Raw genomic sequence first — 20,391 nt, forward strand, 5'->3', positions numbered from 1 at the left:
GGGCCGATCCGTTATTTGCCGATGATTTCGGTGAGGCTGACGCCGAAACGCGAAGAATCATCTTCGAGTACGATGACTTCGCCGCGAGCGATCACGCGACCGTTGACGACGATATCGACCGGATCGCCGATCTGCTTGTCGAGGGTGATAACCGCGCCGCGACCGAGCTTCATCAGATTGGCCACCGGCATAGTCGTGCCGCCGAGAACCACCTGCACATCGACGGGAATGCCCATGATGAGTTCGAGATTAGGCTTGGAAGCGCCTTTCTGCGCGCTGCGCGGCTTTTCCTCGCGCAGTTCCTCGATGGCTTCGTCCAGTTCCTGCTGCATGTTCTTGTCCTTGTTGTCAGCGCTCATGCCTGCCCCGCAATATCAACGGTTGCCTTGCGGACCGCGCGATGCACGAACACCGGCAGCGCATTCTTTTCTTTCTGCTCGACAATCGGTTCGCGGGTGCGAACGGCACTGTCGGCAACGGTGCGCGCTTCGCGCATGTCGCGGGTCAGCGCCTTGCGCAAGCGGTTCAGTTCCTCGATGGCTTCTTCCATCTCGCGGCGCACGCGCTGGGTTTCGCCAAGGCGGGCTTCGAGTTTTACATTTTCATCGACAAGATCGGTGCGCTCGCTCTGGATCGCCTTCACGGCGCGTTCCAGACCGTTGGAGGCAGCCGCGACGCGCAGCGCAAGCACCTTGCCAAGCTTGATCGTTTCGTTGGCCTTGCGCCCGACCACGATCAGCGCGCCCAGCGAAACAAGGGCCATCAGCGTGGAAAGAATATTAGCCAGCAACAAGCTCATCGATAAAATCCTCTTCCTGATTGACCGGGTCGCCGACCTTGACGGTGAAATGAATGCCCGACTTGCCGAGCGAGCATTTGAAAAGCTGCTGGTTGCCCGAGCGCAGACGCACCTGCTCCATGGCGTCGGCAGGCAGCTTCAACACCTGTCCGATCTCGAGTTTCGACAGCGCATCCAGCGTCATCGAACCTTGCTGGATGAAGCCTTCAAGCTCGATACGGGCGCGGCTGACTTCCTGACGCAGCTTCTTGGCCCAGCTCGGATCGGCCTGGTTCATGGGGCGGCGCAGAAAAGCGGCGACGGCATCCTGCATTGGCTTATGGGTGCTGCGGGGCAGCAGAAGGTGGACTTGTCCGGTCTTGCCCGCCGCCGTCACATCGATCCGGCAAGCGAAAAGCCGCGACCGTTCGAAATCGGTGCGGTCGAATTCGGCGATATCGATGCATTCACCGGCAACGAACATCGACTGCGCATTTGCCACCCAGCCCGATAGGGAACCGGCGTTGAAAACCTGATCCAGCGCACCGGCGAGATGGCCGGAAAGAAGGGCGGAAATCTTGTGTTCGACCATGCCGAACGGGCGCTCGACATCGACTTGGCCCAGATTACCCTGCGCGCCATACATGGCCTCGATGATCAAGAAGACCAGCGGCGCATCGACGGTCAGATAAAGCGTCGAGCCCCAGCGTTCGACTTTAAGCGGCGCGATGATGGCGGCGCTGTCGAGAATGGCGGCGAAACCCGCGTCATCGGTGCTTTCCACCGCACCGGCTTCCACTTCGAAAGCCGCCGCGCAACCATGTTTCAGCCGCTCGCAGAAATGCGTGGAGGCATCCTTGAACACATGGGCAAGCGACTTCAGATCGTCGCCGGACAATCCGGCTGCGCGCAGCAGATTGTCGGCCAGCACGTTATTCTTGCGGTGTTGTTCCGCCATGGTCGTTTCAACCGACGTTTCAGGGGTGGTTTCGGGCGTCGTCATCTTATGCGGCCTGCTGCGTGGGCGCGCTGGCCATGGTTTCCTGCTCCACCACATCGATGGTCGGGCGGTCATAAGCGGAGATGGTCTTGCGCCCATATTCCACGGCGATCTGCGGCAGCGAGCCGTTCATATAGGCAAGCAGCGTCTGCTTCACGACGACATAGAGACGGTTCTTCTTTTCGCGGGTCGATTTGATCTTGGTCGCGATGGGACCGACAACGCCATAGGAAAAGAAGATACCGGCGAAGGTGCCGACAAGGGCTGCACCGATCAGATGACCGAGCACTTCCGGCGACTGGTCCAGCGCGCCCATGGCCTTGATCACGCCGAGAACAGCGGCGACGATCCCGAGCGCAGGCAGGGCTTCCGAAATGGTGACCATGGCCTGATAGGGCTTCAGCTTGTCGCGGGCGATGGTGTGGATTTCCTCGTCCATCAGCGCTTCGATCTCGTGCGAGCGCACATTGCCGACGATGATGAGGCGGCAGTAATCGCAGATGAAATGGGTGAGGTCTTCGTTTTTCAGAACGCTCGGATAGGCCTGAAAGATCGGCGATTCCTTGGGATTGTCGATATGGACTTCGACTTCATTGCGCGACTTGGCGCGCAATTCGCGCATCAGGCTGTAGAGCAGGCCCAGAAGATCGAGATAATCGCGCTGCTTGGGCACGGCGTTGCTGAACGCCTCCATGCAGGCGCGACCGGTATCCTTCACCAGCGAAAACGGATTGGCGACGAAGAACGTGCCAAGCGCTGCGCCCAGAATGATGACGAATTCCCAAGGCTGGATGAGCACGCTCACATGTCCGCCCATGGCGATGAAACCGCCCAGCATACAGCCCAGTGTGATGGCGAGACCGATGATAATGCCCAAAGCCCGAGACTCCCGCAGAATAGTTCTTTGAGCCGAACATAGGCAGCGCGGCTTGCGCGAAGCTTGCCGAGGTCGCCCGAGGACTATTGGGCGCCATCAGCTTCGGACAAGCTTGATCGCGCATAAAGGGCGCAACTATCAGCAGGGGGTCATGCCTATGGTCGATACGATGACGAGCTATCGCCTGATCGCGTCGGATATGACGCGGTCTTTGCAGCGCGTTTCGAAAGAACCTTTGGTGTCGCGCGAAACGGCCTATTTCCAGGAAAACATCGGCAATGTGAAATCGATTGACGATTTCATGTCCGACAGCCGCCTTTACAATTATGCGATGAAGGCGTTCGGTCTGGAAGACATGGCCTATGCAAAGGCTTTCGTGCGCAAGATTCTGACGGAAGGCGTCACGAGCGACGACGCCATGGCCAACAAGCTGACCGACAAGCGCTACAAGGAATTCGCGACCGTCTTCGACTTTGCGGGCAAGGGCGCCGAGGCTACCCAAAGCACCGAGGCGCAGCAGGGTGTGGTGGACAAATATTTGCGCCAGACGCTGGAAACCGAAGCCGGTGGCCAGAACGAAGGCGTGCGTCTGGCGCTCTATTTCGAGCGCAAGGCTTCGAAGATCACCAATGCCTATGAAATCCTCGGCGACAAGGCCTTGCTGACCACGGTGCAGACGATATTCAGCTGGCCTGCGGCCATGTCCAATGCCGATGTGGACAAGCAGGCCAAGATGCTTGAGGCCAAGATCGACTTTTCCAAAATGTCCGATCCCGATTATGTCTCGAAACTCATTTCGCGTTTCACGGCCATGTATGAAATGAACAACCCGACCTCAAGCAGCCCGGCATCCATCGCCTCGCTGCTGCTCGGCAGCGCGTCTTCGGTTGGCATCTCGACCGATATTCTTACCACCTTGCAAAGCTTCAAGCCGGGCGGACGCTGATCCATGCAGAATAATTCGATCTATGTCGGGCTTTCCTCGCTCATTACGCTTGAACGGCGAATGGATTCGATTGCCCAGAATGTCGTCAATGTCTCGACGGTCGGTTTCCGGGGCGAGGGCACCAAGTTCGATTCGATTGTCTCTAAAAAGGCAAGCGACGATGTGAGCTTTGCCAGCGCCGGCAAGAGCTATATCCGCACCGAACCCGGCCCGCTGGTCAAGACGGACAACCCGCTTGATATTGCGGTCAAGGGCGATGCGTGGCTGTCGCTCAACACACCGCAGGGTCAAATTTTCACCCGCGACGGGCGTATGAAGATGCTGGCGACCGGCGAGCTGGTTTCAATGATGGGCTATTCGGTGCTCGATGTCGGCGGCGCGCCGATCATGCTCAATCCGGATGGTGGCGCGCCGAAGATTTCCGCCGATGGCGCGGTCTATCAGAATGGCGCGCAGATCGGCGCTCTCGGGCTTTACTCCATTCCCGCCGATGCCGAGCTGAAATATGCAGGCAATTCCGGTGTGATCCCAAACAAGGCTGCGGCGCCGATCTTCGACGATAACAGCATCGGCGTTGTGCAGGGCATGATCGAAGGCTCGAATGTCGACGCCATGACCGAGATGACGCGTCTCATCAGCGTCAGCCGGGCCTTTGAGCAGGTCAATAATCTTTTGACCCAGCAGGAAGCGACCGTGTCTGAAGCGATCAAGACGCTGGGCTCCAAAAACGGATGACGCCAGACCTACCGCTCGCGCGGCTTGCCGCCTTTGCCCGTCAACAGGCCGTAGAGCCGAAGCCCGTGTCCGGTATCGGCGGCACGGTCAGCGACGTGTCGCGCTCGGCGATTGCCGTGCGCGGGCTGTCACGCGATGCGCGGCTTGGCGATGCGGTGGCGATAAGGGCTGTGGGCGGCACCAGTCTGGCGGAAATCATTCGCGTTGCCGACAGGCAGGTTCTCGTCAAACCTTTCGACGACCGGATCATTCCCTCATTGGGTGCAGCGGTCTTCGAAGAAGGACCGCTCAGCATCCGTCCGGCGCTCGAATGGCGCGGGCGGGTGATCAATGCGCTGGGGCAGCCGATTGACGGCAGGGGTGCGCTTTTGCCCGGTCCACGCCCGATGGCATCCGAAAATCTGGCACCAGCCGCGCTGCGCCGGGGGCGCGTGGATCGCGGGCTTCGCACCGGCGTTGACGTGATCGACATTTTCACGCCGCTCTGCTTTGGCCAGCGCATCGGCATTTTTGCCGGTTCCGGCGTCGGCAAATCCACGCTGCTCGCCATGATGACGCGCGCCGCCGATTTCGACACGGTGGTGCTGGCGCTGACCGGCGAGCGCGGACGTGAAGTGCGCGAGATGCTGGAAGAAACCATGGTTGGCCATCTCGACAAGACCATCACTGTCGTTGCAACCGGCGATGAAAGCCCGATGATGCGCCGTCTTGCGCCCAATACCGCGACGGCCATTGCGGAATATTTCCGCGATCTCGGCCAGAATGTGCTGCTGATTGTCGATTCCGTCACGCGCTTTGCCCATGCGGCGCGCGAGGTGGCGATTGCGGCGGAAGAGCCGCCGGTTTCGCGCGGTTATCCGCCGAGCGTGTTCAGCCAGTTGCCACGCCTTCTGGAGCGGGCGGGGCCGGGCAGCGCCGATTCAGGCGGCAGTATTACCGGCATCTACTCGGTGCTCGTCGATGGCGATGACCACAATGACCCGGTTTCCGACACCATTCGCGGCACGCTGGACGGGCACATCGTGCTCGACCGGACGATTGCGGCGCTGGGGCGCTTTCCGGCGGTCGATGTTCCGGGTTCGGTTTCACGCCTCGCCAAGCACAACTGGACGGCGGAACAGCGCAAGCTTGTCAGCCAGCTTCGCAGCATGGTGGCCCGCTTCGAGGAAACGCGCGATCTGCGCGCCATCGGCGCGTATCAAAAGGGGCATGACGGGATTCTGGATCAGGCGGTGGATCTCGTTCCGCGCATCTATGATGCCTTGCAGCAGTCCCCAGAGACACCGCGTTCAGACGATCCCTATCAGAAACTCGCCGCCGCCTTGCGCGGGGAAAAACAGGCATCCAATCCATGATGACGGGCAACAAGAACCGACGCAAAAACGCCGAAGAAAAGCTATTGGCCGATCTGGAAGCGGAAGTGAGCGCCGCCGCCGCACAGGAAGGTGGCAAGAAACCCCACAGCAAGGTTGACCGCTATCTGAAGATTGCGGCGGTCACGCTGGCGGCTGGCTGCGCGATGCTGCCCTTCATCACCTATCTCCAGCGCATGGAGCTTGCGCCTGCCGAAAAGGCGGAACGCAAGATCATCGATCCGCTGGACCGTTCGGAGCAGAAAACGGTGCGCCGCTTTCCGTCCTTCCGCCCGTCGGATCGCGTTTCCCCCAGTGCGGATATCGATAACACCATGACCGGTTCGGTCATGTCCAACGGCAAGGGCCTGCCGGGAACTGGCGCTGGCACTGGCGGCGCAGGCGGCGGCGATGGACAGGCTTTCCCGAAGCCGGTCTTCGCGCTGCGCGAGGTCGTCGGCGGGATGGCAATGATCGAGGATACGTCCGGCTACTGGTTCGTGGAAAAAGGATCTCTGTTGCCCGATGGCAGTCGCCTTGTTTCCATCGGTCGGGGGTCGGGAACCTGGCAATTGACCACGTCGTCAGGCGACGTGATTGAAATGCGGAGATAGGGGAGTAGGGCAGTAAGGGAATAGGGGAGTATGTTGGCCTTGCGCGATCAGCGCTCTCTTGGAAACTACGATATACCATTCCCCAAAAACATATTCCCTTACTGCCCTATTCCCCTACTCCCTTAACCTTCGCAAGCTTGACGCAAGTTCCGCCCCGTAAGTTAACCAACGGTAAAGGCGGGAAACTCCATGAGCTCCATTCATCTTTTCGATCTGGCCGCAAGGCAAGTGCAGTGGCTGTCGGTCCGACAGGCCACCGTCGCTGGCAATGTCGCCAATGCGAACACGCCGGATTTCAAGGCGCGCGACGTTCAACCCTTCACCGATGTGCTGGACAAGACGCAGCTCACCATGGCTGCGACGAGTCCGCAGCATCTGGAATTCGAGGCAAACGGCATCGCAGGCGCACGCCTGCGTCCCGACGACATCACCGAGCAAACCCATTCCGGCAATACCGTCGATGTCGAACAGGAAATGATGAAGGCAGGCGAGATTTCCCGCGAATATTCGCTCAACACCAGCATCGTCAAAGCGTTCCACCGCATGATGCTGTCGGTCGCGAAGGGATAATCCATGTCTTCCGACGCCTTGCAGAATTCCCTGAAGATCGCAGCCTCCGGCCTTTCGGCCCAATCGACACGTCTGCGTATCGTTTCGGAAAACATCGCCAATGCCCAGTCGACGGGCCAGACGGCGACCGACGATCCCTATCGCCGCAAGACCGTTTCCTTCCGCACCGAGCTGGAGCATGGCACGGGTGCCGCAGAAGTGCGCGTGGCCGAAGTGGGCAAGGATACCTCGCCCTTCGTCGAGCAATATGATCCGAGCCACCCCGCCGCCGACGCGCGCGGCTATGTCCGTTACCCGAACGTCAACATGGTCGTCGAAATGGCGGACATGCGTGAAGCCAACCGTTCTTATGAAGCCAATTTGCAGGTCGTCAGGCAGGCGCGTGAGCTGATCTCGATGACCATCGATCTCCTGAGGAGCACATAATGTACGACTCGATCATGAGCATTTCGGCGCGCAATGCGCTGTCGCGCCTTTCCGAAACCGTCGCCGGGAATGGCGTCGGTTCTGCCGCTTCCACGGCGGCTCCACAGGCTGTTCCCGCAACGCCGGGCGCATCCTTTGGTGAAGTCCTGTCGCAGATGACGGATTCGGTCGGCCAGAAATTGCAGGCGGCGGAAGCCACCTCCATTCAGGGCATCAAGGGCGATGCGCCGGTGAATGAGGTGGTCAGCTCCGTCATGGAAGCTGAACAGTCGCTCCAGACCGCAATCGCGATCCGCGACAAGATCGTGCAAGCGTATCTCGAGATCAGCCGCATGTCGATTTAAAGCATTTCCAGCAAAAGTGCGAAGTGGTTTTGCGTAGGATAATGCGCAAAAACAAATGGTTAGAGCGGCTTCGACAATACCGTTTTAACTGAGCCGCTCTCATCCCGCATACGCCCAGCAGATCAAGGAAGCGCCATGAAAGCCCTGACGATTGCCGCAACCGGCATGAACGCCCAGCAGCTCAATCTGGAAGTGATCGCCAACAATATTGCCAATATCAATACAACGGGCTTCAAGCGCGCGCGTGCCGAGTTTTCGGACCTACTCTATCAGTCCGAGCGCACGGCAGGCGTTCCCAATCAGGCCAATGAGAGCATTGTGCCCGAAGGCGCGCTGGTCGGCCTTGGCGTCCAGACGGCGGCGGTGCGCAACCTGCATATTCAGGGCAGCTTCAACCAGACCGGAAATCCATTCGATCTGGCGCTGACCGGGCAGGGCTGGTTCCAGATCCAGAGCCCGACCGGCGAAACGCTCTATACCCGCGCTGGCGCATTCAACAAGAATGCCGATGGCCAGCTGGTGACGCTCGACGGAAATATTGTCCAGCCGGGCATCGTGGTTCCTGAAAATGCGCTTGAAGTAACCGTCAGCGATACCGGGCAGGTCTTTGCAAAGATTCAGGAACAGAACGGCATCCAGATCACCCCGCTCGGCCAGCTTCAGCTTGCGAATTTCACCAATGAAGCCGGTCTCGAACCGCTGGGCGACAATCTCTATCGCGAAACGGAAGCCTCCGGCGGGCCGCTGGTCGGCGATCCGGGCGATCCAGGTTTCGGTTCGGTCAAGCAGGGCTATCTCGAAGCATCAAATGTCGATCCGGTGAAAGAAATCACCGATCTGATTACGGCGCAGCGCGCCTATGAAATGAATTCCAAGGTCATTCAGGCCGCCGACGAAATGGCGGCGACCGTATCGAAGAACATGCGCTGACGGTGATCGCCATGAAACGCGCCCAAGGAAACGACATCAAAGCCCGTTCACGGTTCAGACGCGCCGCACTGGCTGCTGCCGCAGTGGCCGGTTTTGCCACTGCTGCGGTCTCGGGGGCTTCGGCCACCGACCGCATCGCTTTCGTTGTGCCTTCGGCGACCGTTTATCCCGGACAGGTCGTCAGCAATATCGCGCTGGTCGAGAAGAAGTTCTACATCAGTGCGCCCGCCGCGCAGCAATATGTGCTGTCGGTGGATCAGGCTGACGGCAAGGTCGCGCGCAAGACGCTGATCGCGGGTAAGCCGATCCTCGTCGCCGCCCTCTCGGAGCCGTCGCTGGTCAAGCGTGGCGAGCCGGTGACGATGGTGTTCTCCACCGGTGTCATGACGATCACAGCCGTCGGCATACCGCTCGAGTCCGGGGCGGCAGGCGATTTCATCAAGGTACGCAACAGCGACAGCGGCGTCATCGTGCCCGGCACGATACTGGCCGATGGCCGTGTTCAAGTGGGGATGCGGTGAGAAAAACCTGGGCAACGCTGATCACCGTTCTGGCTCTCGCGCTTCAACCTGTTGCGGTTCTGGCGGATGAGTCGGCCAAGAATGTGAAGGATTTCGGCACCGCCGTCGAAGCGGACGCCGACTGGCTGGGTGCAGGCGGCGATCCGTCCAAGATGGCCTATGCTGAGCTTGGTCGTGGCAGCGCTGTGGCACGCCTCAAGGATATCGCGACCATTCAGGGCGTGCGTGAAAACCAGCTCGTTGGTTACGGTCTGGTGATCGGCCTTAAGGGCACGGGTGACAGCCTGCGCAACTCGCCTTTCACCGAACAGTCCATGCGCGCCATGCTCGATAATCTCGGCATCAATGCGCCGCGCAATTCCACGCGTTCGAAGAACACGGCAGCGGTCATCGTGACCGCCAATCTGCCCGCCTTTGCCGGTTCCGGCTCACGCATCGATGTGACGGTTTCGTCCATCGGCGACGCCACCTCCTTGCAGGGTGGCACGCTGGTCATGACGCAGCTGATGGGCGCCGACAACCAGATTTATGCAGTTGCGCAGGGCAATATGATTGTGTCCGGCTTTACCGCCGAAGGCGATGCAGCCACCGTGACGCAGGGTGTGCCGACATCGGGCCGCATTCCAAACGGTGCGCTGGTCGAGCGCGAGGTTGCCGGAAACTTCGGCAAGGACAGCGAGATGATCGTGGAGCTGCGCGATCCCGATTTCACGACTGCCGTGCGTACCGCCGATACGATCAATATCTTCGCCAAGCGCCGCTATGGGCGCGGTGTGGCGATTGCCCGCGATGCCAAGACCATCCGCCTGTCCCGTCCGAAAAATGTGCCCGCCGCCCGCTTTCTCGCGGAGCTGGAGGGCCTTCCGATCATCACGGATGAGGTGGCGCGCGTGGTGGTGGATGAGCGTACCGGCACGGTGGTCATCGGTTCGAAAGTACGCATTTCCAAAGTGGCAATCAGCCATGGCAGCCTGACGGTGCGCGTGACGGAAACGCCGATGGTCGTGCAGCCTGAACCGTTCAGTGACGGCGTGACGGCGATGGAGCCGAACACCGATATCGCCGTCAACCAGCCCAATGCCAAGATCGGGATTCTGACCGGCGCCAACCTGGAAAATCTGGTCAAGGGCCTCAACCAGATGGGTGTGAAGCCGACCGGCATCATCGCCATCCTGCAGGCGATCAAATCTTCCGGCGCGCTTCACGCAGAACTGGTAGTGCAATGATGAGGCCGGGGATGACAGCAGACATGATCGTGAAACTGGCAATCCGCACCGGTTCGGCTTTGGCGCTGCTTTTTGCCAGCGCCTTGCCGGGATTGGCGCAGGAGGTGGCATCGCCTGCACCGCAAGCGCCAACTGTGGCCCCAACGGCGGCGGTTCCTGTTTCCGCGCCACCTGCGAACCTCGGCAATCTGGATGAAATCCGCAAGTTCTGCGGCAATATCGACAATCAGGCCGCAGACGCCCGCTATTCGTTGCAGGCCAAGCAGCTCACCGACCTCAAGGCCGAGGTGGACGAGCGGATGCAGGCGCTGGAAGAAAAGCGCAAGGAATACGAGATGTGGCTGAAGCGCCGCGACGAGTTCGTCAGCAAGGCGCAGGATTCGCTGGTCGACATCATTTCCAAGATGAAGCCGGATGCAGCGGCAGCCCAGATGGCCATGATCGGCGATGAGGCGGCGGCAGCCCTGATCCTCAAGCTCAACCCGCGTGTTTCGAGCATCATTCTGAATGAAATGCCGCCGGAAAAGGCAGCAAAGCTCGCACGCATCATCGTCGGATCGCAGCGCACGGGCGCAACGCCACCGGCGGTGAAGGACCAGCGCGCTCAGGCGCAAACCGGGAATACGGTGCAATGACAGGACGCATGAACAAGACCATTTTCGCCGCCACCGCTCTGGCGCTTCTGGCCGGTTGCGCCATGAAGCCGGAAGAAATCGGTCGTGCGCCGGACCTGTCGCCGGTTGCCGCCAATCTCGGCATGAACAACAATCCGCAATATAATGGTTATCCGTCGCGTCCGGCCAAGCCGGATTATTCGCTCTGGAACCAGCGCTCGACCAATTTCTTCAAGGACCCGCGCGCGGCCGAGCCGGGTGATGTGCTCACCGTCATCATTTCCATCAATGACCGCGCCAATCTCGACAACAAGACCGATCGCGAGCGGGTGTCGAAAGGCATTTATGGCGCGGGCGGCTCGTTCGCGACCAGCAGCAGCACGGGCGCCGGTGCTGGCGGCGACATGGACGGTTCCATCAACACCCATTCGGACAGCTCGTCCAAGGGCAAGGGCACAATCAAGCGCAGCGAGGATATCAGCCTACAGGTTGCGGCCATCGTCACCAACACGCTCCCGAACGGCAACATGATCATTCGCGGCTCGCAGGAGGTGCGCGTGAACAATGAGTTGCGTGTGCTGAATGTCGCCGGTGTCGTGCGTCCGCGGGATATTTCCGGTTCCAACACCATTTCCTACGACAAGATCGCCGAAGCCCGCATTTCCTATGGTGGTCGTGGACGGTTGAGCGAGGTGCAGCAGCCGCCATACGGCCAGCAAATTCTCGATCAGGTTTCTCCTTTTTAAAGCTGAGCATCGATGAGCGACACGGCACTGGACAAGAAAGACGGCAAGGCCAAAGGCTCCATGATGGGGCTTTTGGCGGCGGTCGTTGCTCTTACCGCTATCGCCGCCGGTGGCGGCTGGTATCTGGGCGGTATGATTTCCGCCGACCAGCAGGCGCTTGCCAAGACCACGGCCAAGGAAGACAAGCCGAAGCCGGGCGATTTCGAATCGCGCTCCATCGGCGCGGTTGTGCCGCTAAAGCCGATCATCACCAATCTCGGCATTCCGCAGAACACTTGGGTACGGCTGGAAGCTTCGCTGGTCGCCAAGCCCGGTCATGAAATACCGGCGGCCATGGCGGCCAGTGTCGGCGATGATTTTCTGAGCTTCCTGCGCAGTGTCAATCTCATGCAATTGCAAGGCGCGGCAGGGCTTGCCTATCTGCGCGCCGATCTCGAAGAACGCGCCCGCCTGCGCTCGGAAGGCGCGGTGGACCGGGTCTTTATTTCGGCACTGGTCGTAGAATGAAAAAACTCCTTGGTACAAGCGTTCTCCTGACGCTCGCACTCACCGTTTCGGCACAGGCCCAACAGGCCTTGACGCTGGATAATCTGCTACCCGCAGGCAGCGGTGCGGCCAGCGGCCAGATTGTCCAGCTCTTCGGTCTTTTGACCGTACTGTCCATCGCGCCCGGCCTTTTGATCATGGTGACGAGCTTTACGCGCTTCGCCATAGCCTTTTCCCTGCTTCGCTCGGGTCTTGGTCTCCAGACCGCGCCTGCCAGCATGGTGATGATCTCGCTCGCTCTGTTCATGACCTTCTATGTCATGGCGCCCGCCTTCGACCGCGCCTGGAACAATGGCTTGCAGCCGCTGATGCGTAACGAGATAACGCAACAGGCAGCCTTGACCGAGATTTCGCAGCCCTTTCGCGAATTCATGATGGGTCAGGTGCGTGACAAGGATCTGCGCCTGTTCGAAGACCTTGCCGATCCGTCTTTCCGCACCGGCGAGGACGGTGTTGTGGATTTCCGCGTGCTGGTCCCGGCCTTCATGATTTCGGAGCTTCGTCGCGGCTTTGAAATCGGCTTCCTGATCGTGCTGCCGTTTCTGGTGATCGATCTGGTCGTGGCCACGCTCACCATGTCCATGGGCATGATGATGCTGCCGCCGACAGTGATTTCGCTGCCGTTCAAGATTCTGTTCTTCGTGCTGATCGACGGCTGGAATATTCTGGTCGGAAGCCTGATTCGCTCGTTCTCCTGACCCGATTTGGAACAGTTGCCAAAGCGTCCGGCAAAATTCGGCGTCAAAATCTGAGAGATCGGTAAAATTCGGCAAAATAAATTAGCATTACTTTAATATTTGGGTTTTAAACGTCGGCACATGGTGGGTCTCTGCGAGAGCGGAGACAGGCATGATGCCGCTCCACTATGCCGGTAAGTCCGGCCTGTCCCTCTGTATGATTTTTCCCAAGGGGCAAAATAATGGCTAGCATTCTGACCAACTCGGCAGCTCTGACTGCTCTTCAGACCCTTTCTTCGACCAACAAGTCGCTGGAAGCAACGCAGAACCGCATTTCGACTGGCCTGCGTATCGGTGAAGCTTCCGACAACGCTTCGTACTGGTCCATCGCTACGTCGATGAAGTCCGACAACAAGGCCAACTCGGCCGTTCAGGACGCTCTCGGCCTCGGCGCTGGCAAGGTTGACACCGCTTATTCCGCGATCAACAAGATCCGTGAATCCGTTGACGATATCAAGACTAAGCTGGTTTCGGCTCTTGGTGCAAGCGAAGAAGACAAGGGCAAGATCGAAACCGAAATCAAGTCGATCGTTGCCAACATCAACTCGGCTCTGAGCAACGCCAACTACGCTGGTTCCAACCTGCTGAACGGACCGACGGACGATCTCGAAGTTGTTGCTTCGTACAACCGTTCCGGCGCCACCGTTACGGTTGACAAGATCACCGTCGCTTCTGGCGACACCGATGCGAAGACCATGGTTGCCTCGATCGTTGCCGCGGGCTTCTTCACGTCCACTACGGACGACGCTGCTATCACGACGGCTCTGGGCACGGTTGAAACGGCTCTCGCGAGCCTTGCAACCGGTGCAGCAACGCTCGGTGCAGCGAAGTCGCAGATCGACAGCCAGAAGAGCTTCCTGTCCGGTCTTCAGGACTCCATCGAAAAGGGCGTTGGCACGCTCGTTGACGCTGACATGAACAAGGAATCGGCACGTCTGTCGGCTCTCCAGGTTCAGCAGCAGCTCGGCGTTCAGGCTCTGTCGATTGCCAACTCGTCGAACCAGTCGATCCTGTCGCTGTTCCGCGGCTAATCGGTAACTGAGTAGATAAAACGGAGAGCCGGGTCACCGGCTCTCGCGAGTTCTCAGGCAAATCAGGGGTTCGCATCCGGACCGACCTGATCGGACCGGATGCCTTTGGGCGGAAAAGGGGCGCGGGATCAATTCCGCGCCCCGCTTCGTTTCGGCGTTCAGAAAGCACGTGCTTTATCAGCCGCCACTTTCGCGCAAGCTTCGCGGTCTAGTTTGCATCCATCATGATGGCGGTGGTGTCGATGCAGCAGAATATCCAGCAATTGATCGAACAGCTCAGGGGAACGCTTGGCAAGCTTGGCGTGCGCAAGCTTGTTGCGCTCGGGCTTGTGGGGGCCGCCCTGATGGGGGCGATCCTCTACACGAGTTTCTATCTGAGCCGCCCCTCCTATGAGACGCTTTATGTCGGCCTGTCGCGTGATGACGTGAACCGCATGGGCCTTGCGCTCGGTGAAGCAGGCATTCCCTTCGATGTGAAGTCGGATGGTTCGTCCATTCTGGTGCCGATCGGCAAGGCGGAAACCGCCCGCATGTATCTCGCCGAAAAGGGCCTGCCCACCTCCAATAATGCCGGTTACGAGCTGTTCGACAATATGGGCTCACTCGGCCTCACCTCCTTCATGCAGGAAATCACCCGCGTTCGCGCGCTTGAAGGCGAAATCGCCCGCACCATTCAGGCGATTCGCGGCGTGAAGGCCGCCCGCGTGCACATCGTTCTGGCTGAAAAAGGCTCGTTCCGCCGTGGCGACCAGAAGCCGTCCGCTTCGGTGGTCATCCGCGCGGAAGGCGGCTTTGCCGCCGAATCGGCGCAGTCGATTCGCCAGCTCGTTGCCGCCGCCGTGCCGTCGCTCGATGCATCGTCGGTCACCGTCCTCGACACCAATGGCCGGCTTCTCGCCTCCGCTGGCGAGGCCGCCAATGGCGCGGCTCTCATGACCGCCTCGCTGGAACAGCAGGTTGCTGGTAATGTGGACGACAGCATCCGCAAGGCGCTGGCACCCTATCTTGGTCTTGGCCATTTCCAGACCAGCGTGCAGGCGACGCTCGACACCGACCGCCGCCAGATCAATGAGACGACCTTCGATCCCGAATCGCGTGTCGAACGTTCGGTCCGCGTGGTGCGCGAAAGCGGCGATTCCCGCAACAACCGCGATAACAACGCGACGGGTGTGGAACAGAACATCCCGCAGGAAGAAATCCAGAACCGCAATGGCGAAACCTCGTCGGAAAAGACCGACCGCCGCGAGGAACTGACCAATTACGAAATGAACAGCAAGACGATTGCGACGGTGAGCGACGGTTATTCCGTCAAGCGTCTGTCGATTGCCGTCGTCATCGATCAGGCGCGTCTGCTGCAAACGGCCGGAACCACGCCGCCGCCTGCCAATTTCGTCGATCAGCAGATCACCAAAATCCGCGATCTCGTCGCCACGGCTGCCGGTCTCAATGCGGATCGCGGCGATGTCATCAATGTAACCGCCGTCAATTTCCTTGATCCGGCTGGTGCGGATATGGAGCCGGTTTCGGCGCCATGGACCGATACGCTGCTGCGCCAGAGCGGAAGCTATGTCAACGCGCTGGCCATCCTCGCCGCGGTTGGTCTTCTGATCTGGTTTGGCCTGCGTCCGCTGCTGCGTGACCAGACCGCGAAACCGGCAGGCACGGAAGTCGCCATCCGCGAAGCGGGTGAGGTTGCCACGCCGAATTTCGTCGGTACACAAGCAGGCAGCGAGGGCCAGCAGGCTGTGATCGGCGGGCCGGAAGCCTATGCCGACCAGATGAAGACCAGCCTCAGTGATTTACGCCAGCGCATGCGCATGCCCGCCAAGCTTCGTCTGGAACAGATGATCGAGATGGATGAGGAGCGCGTTGCCGCCGTTCTCAAGCAATGGATCAACGGAAACGCCGTGAAGCAGCCTGTCCATGCCGAACGGGCCGATGCACCGGAGCTTGAGGCTGCCTGATAATGAGCGCGCTCTCCCTCAGCCGTTACCTTCCTGATTTTTCGACCCATCGCGTGGCGGATGAGGCTGTGGAGATCATCGCCGCCCCTGCGCCGTCGCAACCGTTGAAGCCGGAGCCGGTTCGTCGCACCCAAGCGATTGACCCGAAAGCGGCGGCCCTTGCGGATAAGCTTGCCGCTGCCGAAAAGGCGGAAATGGCGGCCCTCATCGCAGCCGAGGAAGAAAAGCGCTCCGCCTTTGAAAACGGTCATGCCGAAGGCCATACGCTTGGCCGCGAGGAAGGCCATAAAGAAGCCGAGGCGCTTTACGAAGCTGAGAAAGCCCGGCTTTTGCGCGAGCATGAGACGGAAATCGAAAATCTTCGCGCCGCGTTTTCGCGGGAGCAGGCGCTGTTGCTGGCGCGCAGCCTGACCGAAGCGCTGACCGCGCTGGAACAGAGCTTCTCCGGCCAGATTGCCGAGATTCTAGCGCCGCTTCTCGTCGGAAAGCTTGAACAGGACGCGGTTGCAGAATTTGCCCACCGCATTGCGGCGCTGGCGCTGGAAGGCGAAGCGCCGGAAATCTCCGGTCCGGCAGGACTGCTGGCCCCGATACGCGACCATGCAGCGCTGCTGCCCTCCGGCTGCCGGTTTGTCGAAAATGCGTCGGACGAATTGTCCTTTTCCTTTGGCGAACGGGTGCTAGAAACGCGCATCGCGCCGCTTCTTGATGAATTGAAGGCTGCGGTCCAATGAGCATCGATCCCGAAACCAAGCGCGAAATCATCATTGTTCGCCGTGGCGGGCATGACGACCATGACGGCCACCATGGCGGCGTGTGGAAGATTGCCTATGCCGACTTTATGACCGCCATGATGGCGTTCTTCCTCGTCATGTGGCTGATCAATGCCGCCAATGAGGAAACCAAGGCGGCTGTCGCCAGCTATTTTAATCCCGTCAAGCTGATGGACCGGCATTCCAGCCCCAAGGGCGTGCAGGATGTCGATGAGAAGGATGGCAAGGTTCGCTATGAAAGCGACCAGCAGGTCGAAAACAGCACCAAGGTCATCAACGACGCCACGACCGTGCCGCCGAGCGAGCAGGAGGAGCGCCAGCTTTTCCGTGAGCCCTATGCGGTTTTGTCGGAACTGGCGCATGAAACCGGTGTGTTGCAGAATCAGTCTGCCAAGGGTGACGGCGGCACGTCGCAATCCGGCCCTGCCACAGGTGCCGATGGCGGCGATGCCTATCGTGATCCTTTCAGCCCGGATTACTGGTCGAGCAAGGCCGTGGACGAGCTGACGCCGCCGAATGCCGCGCCCTCCACGCCGCCCAAGCCGGAAACGCCGGAAGCAAAACCCGCTGAAGCGCCTGCAAAAGATCAGGAACAGCTCATTGCGGAACTGAAAAAGGCTGCGGAAGGCGAAAAGTCCACTGCGGCCAGGCCGGGCAGCAAGGCTGAGCCGATGCCGGATGTAACGGTGGTTCCGGTGGATGGCGGGGTGATGATCCAGCTGACCGACAAGATCGACTACGGCATGTTCACAATCGGCTCCGCCAAGCCTGATGCGCGCGTGGTGCAGATGCTGGAACGCATAGCGCAGGTGATTTCCCGCCAGCCCGGCGAAGTCATCATCAGCGGTCACACCGATTCGCGCCCGTTCAAAAGCGCAAGCTATGACAACTGGCGTCTGTCGTCGGCGCGTGCGCAGATGGCCTATTACATGCTGGTGCGCGGCGGGCTGGATGAAAAGCGCGTGTTGCGCGTTGAAGGCTATGCCGACCGCCAGCCGAAAATCGCCAATGACCCGAATGCGGCTGAAAACCGCCGCATCGATATTTTCCTCAAGTCTGCCCCATGAAGCGGCTTGTTCAGCGCTCCCTGATGATTGCCTTGACCATGAGCCTGCCGCTGGCCGGAGCGCCGGTGCATGTCTTTGCACAGGCGCAACAGGGCGGCAGCGCGGGCGCAGCCTTGCCGGTGCTTGAGCCTTACAAGCTCGTGCGTTCGCTGCGCATGTTGCAGGATCAGGTGGTGGCGGGAAAGCCGGAAGCCGTGGTCATGCTGAACAAGCTTCTGGCTTTCATCAGCGCCGACATGGCGCGCGCGCCGAAGGAAGCATGGGATAATCCCGAAAACATTTATGCGGCGATCATCTATCTTTTTAATGGCGGTAATCCCGACGCGGTGCGCAAGGTTCTGGCCGATTTCAAGTCGGATGTCGTGCCGCAGGAACTGGTCAAGGGTGCTTTGGCCTATGCCTCCGGGCAGATGATCGAAGTGGTCAAGCTGTTCTCCGTTCCGCTGTCGCCGGATGTGCCTTCGGAGCTGAAAGCCTCCATCGTGCTCGTGACCGCAAGCCAGATGACAGCCTTCGATCCGGCGACCGCGCTGCTGCGGCTTGATCAGGTGCGGCTCGAAGCGCCGGGCACGCTGTTCGAGGAAGCGGCGATCCGCCGTTCGATGCCGATTGCAGCCAAGCTTGGCGATGCGGAAAAGATCCGGATGCTGGCGCGCAACTATCTGCAGCGCTTTCCCCGCTCGCCCTATATGCGTGATTTCATGGGACAATTCGTCAGCGCGGCGCTCAAGCTCAATGACCGCATCGGCAATGCCGAACTGGTAAAGCTGATCGCAGCCGCCGATCCGGTGATGCAATATTCGCTCTATCTCCAGATTGCGCGCGGCGCTCTGGTGGACGGCCAGACGGAGCGGGCGCGTTTCATGTCTGCGGAGGCGCGCAAGCTCGCCGACCGACTCAAAGCCGATCCGACCCGCGCCAATCTCTATGCGGCGGCAAGCGATGTCGCCTCCGATTCGGCGGGCAGCGCCTTGCGTGAACTGTCGCAGATTTCGCCTGATCGCCTGCAGGAACCTGACCGCAAACTGTTGAAGGCAGCCGAGACGGTGGGCTCGGTCGTGACCCGCGCGCCGAGCGCACTGCCGCCAGCAAAAGCAGCGCCTGAACCCGCTGTGGAGGACCGCAAGGTGCCTGCTATGGCAGTGGCGGACGCACCCGTTACCGCGCCCGCCGCAATACCGGCTTCGTCGCCGGTTGCGGGCTGGAACCCGACACCGGCGCAGCCAACAGACGATTTGCAGAAGACCATGGACGATGCCCGGCGCAAGCTTGCCGAGATCGACGCCTTGCTAGGGGAGACCATTCAATGAGCGTGGATATTTTGCTCGGTCAGGCCGGACGGATGGCGTCGCCGACCCGCAGTCTGGCGCCCCAGCAAAGCAATGGGCAAGGCAAGGCAAATGTGGATGGGCAGGAAAATTCCGAGCCGTCGCAGCTGTTTGGCGCGCTTCTGGAAAAGCCGCATGGCAAACCGGTCGCGAAGGGCGATGACGCCGATACTGCGCTCAGCGATGAGCAGGATGAGCAGAAAGCGGATGCGTCCACGCAAGGGACAAACTGGGCCGTGACACAGAATGTCCTTTCTTTGGCCGCCAACATGCCCAATTTGAACGGCGAAAGCCACAATTCCGCCACAGAAAATCTCGCGAAAAAGGCTGGAATAGCTGCTTTGGCGCAATCAGATGACATGAATCCGAACGCTGTTGAAGGCGAGGGTGCTGAGGTCGGAGCGGATACCGTCAGCGACATGAGGCGGAAGGCCGAGGCAGCTCAGAATCTCCAGCCTGGTGTCAGTGGAAAGCCGTCTTCCAAATCCGGCGAGGCGGTGTCGGGCGACACGAATGGCGCGCAGTCGGATAAGCCCACTGAAAATGCCGATGCAAACCTTACCGATCTGCTGAAAGCCGAAAAGCCAGCGGGTAATCAGCCGGCTAATTCCAGCAATGCTGATCGCGGTGTCTTCCAGCCGCTGCAAGCCGCTGGCAAGTCCGCTGCTCCGGTGGATGGCAAGGTGGCGACTGCCACGCCGCAGGCGGTTCGCGTGGCGGATGTGCAGGTGGTTTCCGAGCGCAGCTTTGGTTCGGTGAAGACGCTTCAAATACGGCTTGATCCCGTCGATCTGGGGCAGGTGACGGCGCGCATCCGCGTTGTGCCGGACGGTGTAGAAGTGCATCTGGTCGCGGATAAGGCGCAGGCCGCTGAAGCGCTTTCCGCTGACCGCTCGATCATCGAGAAGGCGCTGAAAAGTGCCGGTATCGCGGACGATGCCCGCATCTCCGTAACGGTTACAGACCGCACTGCGGCAAGCGCGGTGCAGCACACGGCGGCGGGGCAAGGCGCTGGCCAGCAGCAGGCCGGCGCGCAACAGCAATCATCCGGCCAGCAACAGGCCTTCAATATGCAAGGCGGCTTCGATGGCCGCAATGGCGCGCAATCTCAGGCACAGGCTCAGTTTGCAAGCGGCGAGGGCAGGCAGAATGGTGATTCCAGCCAAACGGGACAAGACCGGTCCGGCAAGCAGACAGGTTCCGAAACTGCGGCGCGCGACACTGTTGCAGGCACTGCTGGCCGCAGTCGCGGTCTGGTTGTGTAAC

At 60.1% G+C, this 20,391-nt stretch carries 24 protein-coding genes; 20 read left to right on the top strand and 4 right to left on the bottom strand.

The features are described 5' to 3' along the window. Positions 1 to 11 precede the first annotated feature (11 nt). The 4 genes from fliN to motA are packed head-to-tail and all read right to left on the bottom strand — an operon-like array spanning position 12 to position 2,655. Positions 12 to 359: a flagellar motor switch protein FliN gene (gene fliN, locus ABWW11_RS18695; protein WP_109367901.1), complete on the bottom strand. Its 348-nt coding sequence runs from the start codon at positions 357 to 359 to the stop codon at positions 12 to 14. Beyond that, a complete protein-coding gene (locus ABWW11_RS18700; protein WP_109367900.1) occupies positions 356 to 799 on the bottom strand; it encodes a BAB2_0123 family type IV secretion system effector in 444 nt (147 codons plus the stop codon). The genes fliN and ABWW11_RS18700 overlap by 4 nt, the downstream gene beginning before the upstream one ends. Next, positions 780 to 1,736, bottom strand: coding sequence for a FliM/FliN family flagellar motor switch protein (locus tag ABWW11_RS18705; protein WP_109368049.1), 957 nt, complete (start codon positions 1,734 to 1,736; stop codon positions 780 to 782). The genes ABWW11_RS18700 and ABWW11_RS18705 overlap by 20 nt, the downstream gene beginning before the upstream one ends. A 46-nt stretch (positions 1,737 to 1,782) precedes the next feature. Further along, positions 1,783 to 2,655: a flagellar motor stator protein MotA gene (gene motA, locus ABWW11_RS18710; protein ID WP_109367899.1), complete on the bottom strand. Its 873-nt coding sequence runs from the start codon at positions 2,653 to 2,655 to the stop codon at positions 1,783 to 1,785. 157 nt (positions 2,656 to 2,812) lie between these two features. Here motA and ABWW11_RS18715 point away from each other — a divergent pair, with 157 nt between their 5' ends. From ABWW11_RS18715 to fliK, 20 genes are all read left to right on the top strand, one after another. Continuing rightward, positions 2,813 to 3,601, top strand: a complete 789-nt coding sequence (locus ABWW11_RS18715; RefSeq protein ID WP_109367898.1) for a DUF1217 domain-containing protein — start codon at positions 2,813 to 2,815, stop codon at positions 3,599 to 3,601. Between the two features lie 3 nt (positions 3,602 to 3,604). Next, the gene (gene flgF / locus ABWW11_RS18720; RefSeq protein ID WP_109367897.1) at positions 3,605 to 4,336 is read left to right on the top strand and encodes a flagellar basal-body rod protein FlgF; all 732 of its coding nucleotides are present in this window, start codon (positions 3,605 to 3,607) and stop codon (positions 4,334 to 4,336) included. Beyond that, complete coding sequence (gene fliI / locus ABWW11_RS18725; RefSeq protein WP_109367896.1) at positions 4,333 to 5,691, top strand: flagellar protein export ATPase FliI; 1,359 nt, start codon at positions 4,333 to 4,335, stop codon at positions 5,689 to 5,691. Before flgF ends, fliI begins: the two co-directional genes overlap by 4 nt. Next, complete coding sequence (locus ABWW11_RS18730) at positions 5,688 to 6,302, top strand: hypothetical protein (RefSeq protein ID WP_109367895.1); 615 nt, start codon at positions 5,688 to 5,690, stop codon at positions 6,300 to 6,302. The genes fliI and ABWW11_RS18730 overlap by 4 nt, the downstream gene beginning before the upstream one ends. Positions 6,303 to 6,491: 189 nt before the next feature. After that, entirely contained in the window at positions 6,492 to 6,872 is a 381-nt protein-coding gene (flgB, locus tag ABWW11_RS18735; protein WP_109367894.1) for a flagellar basal body rod protein FlgB, read from the top strand. Positions 6,873 to 6,875: 3 nt separating this feature from the next. Further along, a complete protein-coding gene (flgC, locus tag ABWW11_RS18740; protein ID WP_109367893.1) occupies positions 6,876 to 7,298 on the top strand; it encodes a flagellar basal body rod protein FlgC in 423 nt (140 codons plus the stop codon). Beyond that, positions 7,298 to 7,642 carry a flagellar hook-basal body complex protein FliE gene (fliE, locus tag ABWW11_RS18745; protein ID WP_109367892.1) on the top strand — a complete coding sequence of 115 codons (345 nt, stop codon included), beginning with the start codon at positions 7,298 to 7,300 and terminating at the stop codon, positions 7,640 to 7,642. Before flgC ends, fliE begins: the two co-directional genes overlap by 1 nt. Before the next feature lie 135 nt (positions 7,643 to 7,777). After that, a complete protein-coding gene (gene flgG / locus ABWW11_RS18750; RefSeq protein ID WP_109367891.1) occupies positions 7,778 to 8,572 on the top strand; it encodes a flagellar basal-body rod protein FlgG in 795 nt (264 codons plus the stop codon). Beyond that, positions 8,569 to 9,093, top strand: coding sequence for a flagellar basal body P-ring formation chaperone FlgA (gene flgA / locus ABWW11_RS18755; protein WP_413464684.1), 525 nt, complete (start codon positions 8,569 to 8,571; stop codon positions 9,091 to 9,093). Before flgG ends, flgA begins: the two co-directional genes overlap by 4 nt. Next, positions 9,090 to 10,319 (top strand): flagellar basal body P-ring protein FlgI, encoded by a 1,230-nt coding sequence (locus tag ABWW11_RS18760; protein ID WP_109367890.1) that lies wholly within the window; start codon positions 9,090 to 9,092, stop codon positions 10,317 to 10,319. Before flgA ends, ABWW11_RS18760 begins: the two co-directional genes overlap by 4 nt. An 11-nt stretch (positions 10,320 to 10,330) precedes the next feature. Next, the gene (locus ABWW11_RS18765; RefSeq protein ID WP_235858966.1) at positions 10,331 to 10,954 is read left to right on the top strand and encodes a MotE family protein; all 624 of its coding nucleotides are present in this window, start codon (positions 10,331 to 10,333) and stop codon (positions 10,952 to 10,954) included. Further along, positions 10,951 to 11,679: a flagellar basal body L-ring protein FlgH gene (gene flgH / locus ABWW11_RS18770; RefSeq protein WP_371831102.1), complete on the top strand. Its 729-nt coding sequence runs from the start codon at positions 10,951 to 10,953 to the stop codon at positions 11,677 to 11,679. The genes ABWW11_RS18765 and flgH overlap by 4 nt, the downstream gene beginning before the upstream one ends. A gap of 12 nt (positions 11,680 to 11,691) precedes the next feature. After that, a complete protein-coding gene (locus tag ABWW11_RS18775) occupies positions 11,692 to 12,186 on the top strand; it encodes a flagellar basal body-associated FliL family protein (RefSeq protein WP_124915240.1) in 495 nt (164 codons plus the stop codon). Continuing rightward, positions 12,183 to 12,923 carry a flagellar type III secretion system pore protein FliP gene (fliP, locus tag ABWW11_RS18780; RefSeq protein WP_109367888.1) on the top strand — a complete coding sequence of 247 codons (741 nt, stop codon included), beginning with the start codon at positions 12,183 to 12,185 and terminating at the stop codon, positions 12,921 to 12,923. The genes ABWW11_RS18775 and fliP overlap by 4 nt, the downstream gene beginning before the upstream one ends. 221 nt (positions 12,924 to 13,144) lie before the next feature. Further along, positions 13,145 to 13,993, top strand: coding sequence for a flagellin N-terminal helical domain-containing protein (locus ABWW11_RS18785; protein ID WP_109367887.1), 849 nt, complete (start codon positions 13,145 to 13,147; stop codon positions 13,991 to 13,993). 227 nt (positions 13,994 to 14,220) lie between these two features. Next, on the top strand, positions 14,221 to 15,957 hold the full coding sequence (fliF, locus tag ABWW11_RS18790; RefSeq protein WP_109368045.1) for a flagellar basal-body MS-ring/collar protein FliF: 1,737 nt from the start codon (positions 14,221 to 14,223) through the stop codon (positions 15,955 to 15,957). Between the two features lie 2 nt (positions 15,958 to 15,959). After that, entirely contained in the window at positions 15,960 to 16,691 is a 732-nt protein-coding gene (locus ABWW11_RS18795) for a hypothetical protein (RefSeq protein ID WP_109367886.1), read from the top strand. Further along, entirely contained in the window at positions 16,688 to 17,797 is a 1,110-nt protein-coding gene (locus ABWW11_RS18800; RefSeq protein WP_109367885.1) for a flagellar motor protein MotB, read from the top strand. Before ABWW11_RS18795 ends, ABWW11_RS18800 begins: the two co-directional genes overlap by 4 nt. Continuing rightward, positions 17,794 to 19,107: a chemotaxis protein gene (locus ABWW11_RS18805; RefSeq protein WP_121538376.1), complete on the top strand. Its 1,314-nt coding sequence runs from the start codon at positions 17,794 to 17,796 to the stop codon at positions 19,105 to 19,107. Before ABWW11_RS18800 ends, ABWW11_RS18805 begins: the two co-directional genes overlap by 4 nt. Further along, positions 19,104 to 20,390 carry a flagellar hook-length control protein FliK gene (gene fliK, locus ABWW11_RS18810; protein ID WP_124915238.1) on the top strand — a complete coding sequence of 429 codons (1,287 nt, stop codon included), beginning with the start codon at positions 19,104 to 19,106 and terminating at the stop codon, positions 20,388 to 20,390. The genes ABWW11_RS18805 and fliK overlap by 4 nt, the downstream gene beginning before the upstream one ends. Position 20,391 lies beyond the last annotated feature (1 nt).

The organism is Brucella sp. NBRC 113783 (assembly GCF_040372265.1).
GTDB classification, from domain to species: domain Bacteria; phylum Pseudomonadota; class Alphaproteobacteria; order Rhizobiales; family Rhizobiaceae; genus Brucella; species Brucella teleogrylli.

Excerpts from the sequence above, each read along its gene's own strand:
- fliN (WP_109367901.1), bottom strand. The coding sequence starts at position 359 with ATGAGCGCTGACAACAAGGACAAGAACATGCAGCAGGAACTGGACGAA.
- ABWW11_RS18700 (WP_109367900.1), bottom strand. The coding sequence starts at position 799 with ATGAGCTTGTTGCTGGCTAATATTCTTTCCACGCTGATGGCCCTTGTT.
- ABWW11_RS18705 (WP_109368049.1), bottom strand. The coding sequence starts at position 1,736 with ATGGCGGAACAACACCGCAAGAATAACGTGCTGGCCGACAATCTGCTG.
- ABWW11_RS18715 (WP_109367898.1), top strand. The coding sequence starts at position 2,813 with ATGGTCGATACGATGACGAGCTATCGCCTGATCGCGTCGGATATGACG.
- flgF (WP_109367897.1), top strand. The coding sequence starts at position 3,605 with ATGCAGAATAATTCGATCTATGTCGGGCTTTCCTCGCTCATTACGCTT.
- fliI (WP_109367896.1), top strand. The coding sequence starts at position 4,333 with ATGACGCCAGACCTACCGCTCGCGCGGCTTGCCGCCTTTGCCCGTCAA.
- ABWW11_RS18730 (WP_109367895.1), top strand. The coding sequence starts at position 5,688 with ATGATGACGGGCAACAAGAACCGACGCAAAAACGCCGAAGAAAAGCTA.
- flgB (WP_109367894.1), top strand. The coding sequence starts at position 6,492 with ATGAGCTCCATTCATCTTTTCGATCTGGCCGCAAGGCAAGTGCAGTGG.
- flgC (WP_109367893.1), top strand. The coding sequence starts at position 6,876 with ATGTCTTCCGACGCCTTGCAGAATTCCCTGAAGATCGCAGCCTCCGGC.
- fliE (WP_109367892.1), top strand. The coding sequence starts at position 7,298 with ATGTACGACTCGATCATGAGCATTTCGGCGCGCAATGCGCTGTCGCGC.
- flgG (WP_109367891.1), top strand. The coding sequence starts at position 7,778 with ATGAAAGCCCTGACGATTGCCGCAACCGGCATGAACGCCCAGCAGCTC.
- ABWW11_RS18765 (WP_235858966.1), top strand. The coding sequence starts at position 10,331 with ATGACAGCAGACATGATCGTGAAACTGGCAATCCGCACCGGTTCGGCT.
- flgH (WP_371831102.1), top strand. The coding sequence starts at position 10,951 with ATGACAGGACGCATGAACAAGACCATTTTCGCCGCCACCGCTCTGGCG.
- ABWW11_RS18775 (WP_124915240.1), top strand. The coding sequence starts at position 11,692 with ATGAGCGACACGGCACTGGACAAGAAAGACGGCAAGGCCAAAGGCTCC.
- fliP (WP_109367888.1), top strand. The coding sequence starts at position 12,183 with ATGAAAAAACTCCTTGGTACAAGCGTTCTCCTGACGCTCGCACTCACC.
- ABWW11_RS18785 (WP_109367887.1), top strand. The coding sequence starts at position 13,145 with ATGGCTAGCATTCTGACCAACTCGGCAGCTCTGACTGCTCTTCAGACC.
- fliF (WP_109368045.1), top strand. The coding sequence starts at position 14,221 with ATGGCGGTGGTGTCGATGCAGCAGAATATCCAGCAATTGATCGAACAG.
- ABWW11_RS18795 (WP_109367886.1), top strand. The coding sequence starts at position 15,960 with ATGAGCGCGCTCTCCCTCAGCCGTTACCTTCCTGATTTTTCGACCCAT.
- ABWW11_RS18800 (WP_109367885.1), top strand. The coding sequence starts at position 16,688 with ATGAGCATCGATCCCGAAACCAAGCGCGAAATCATCATTGTTCGCCGT.
- ABWW11_RS18805 (WP_121538376.1), top strand. The coding sequence starts at position 17,794 with ATGAAGCGGCTTGTTCAGCGCTCCCTGATGATTGCCTTGACCATGAGC.
- fliK (WP_124915238.1), top strand. The coding sequence starts at position 19,104 with ATGAGCGTGGATATTTTGCTCGGTCAGGCCGGACGGATGGCGTCGCCG.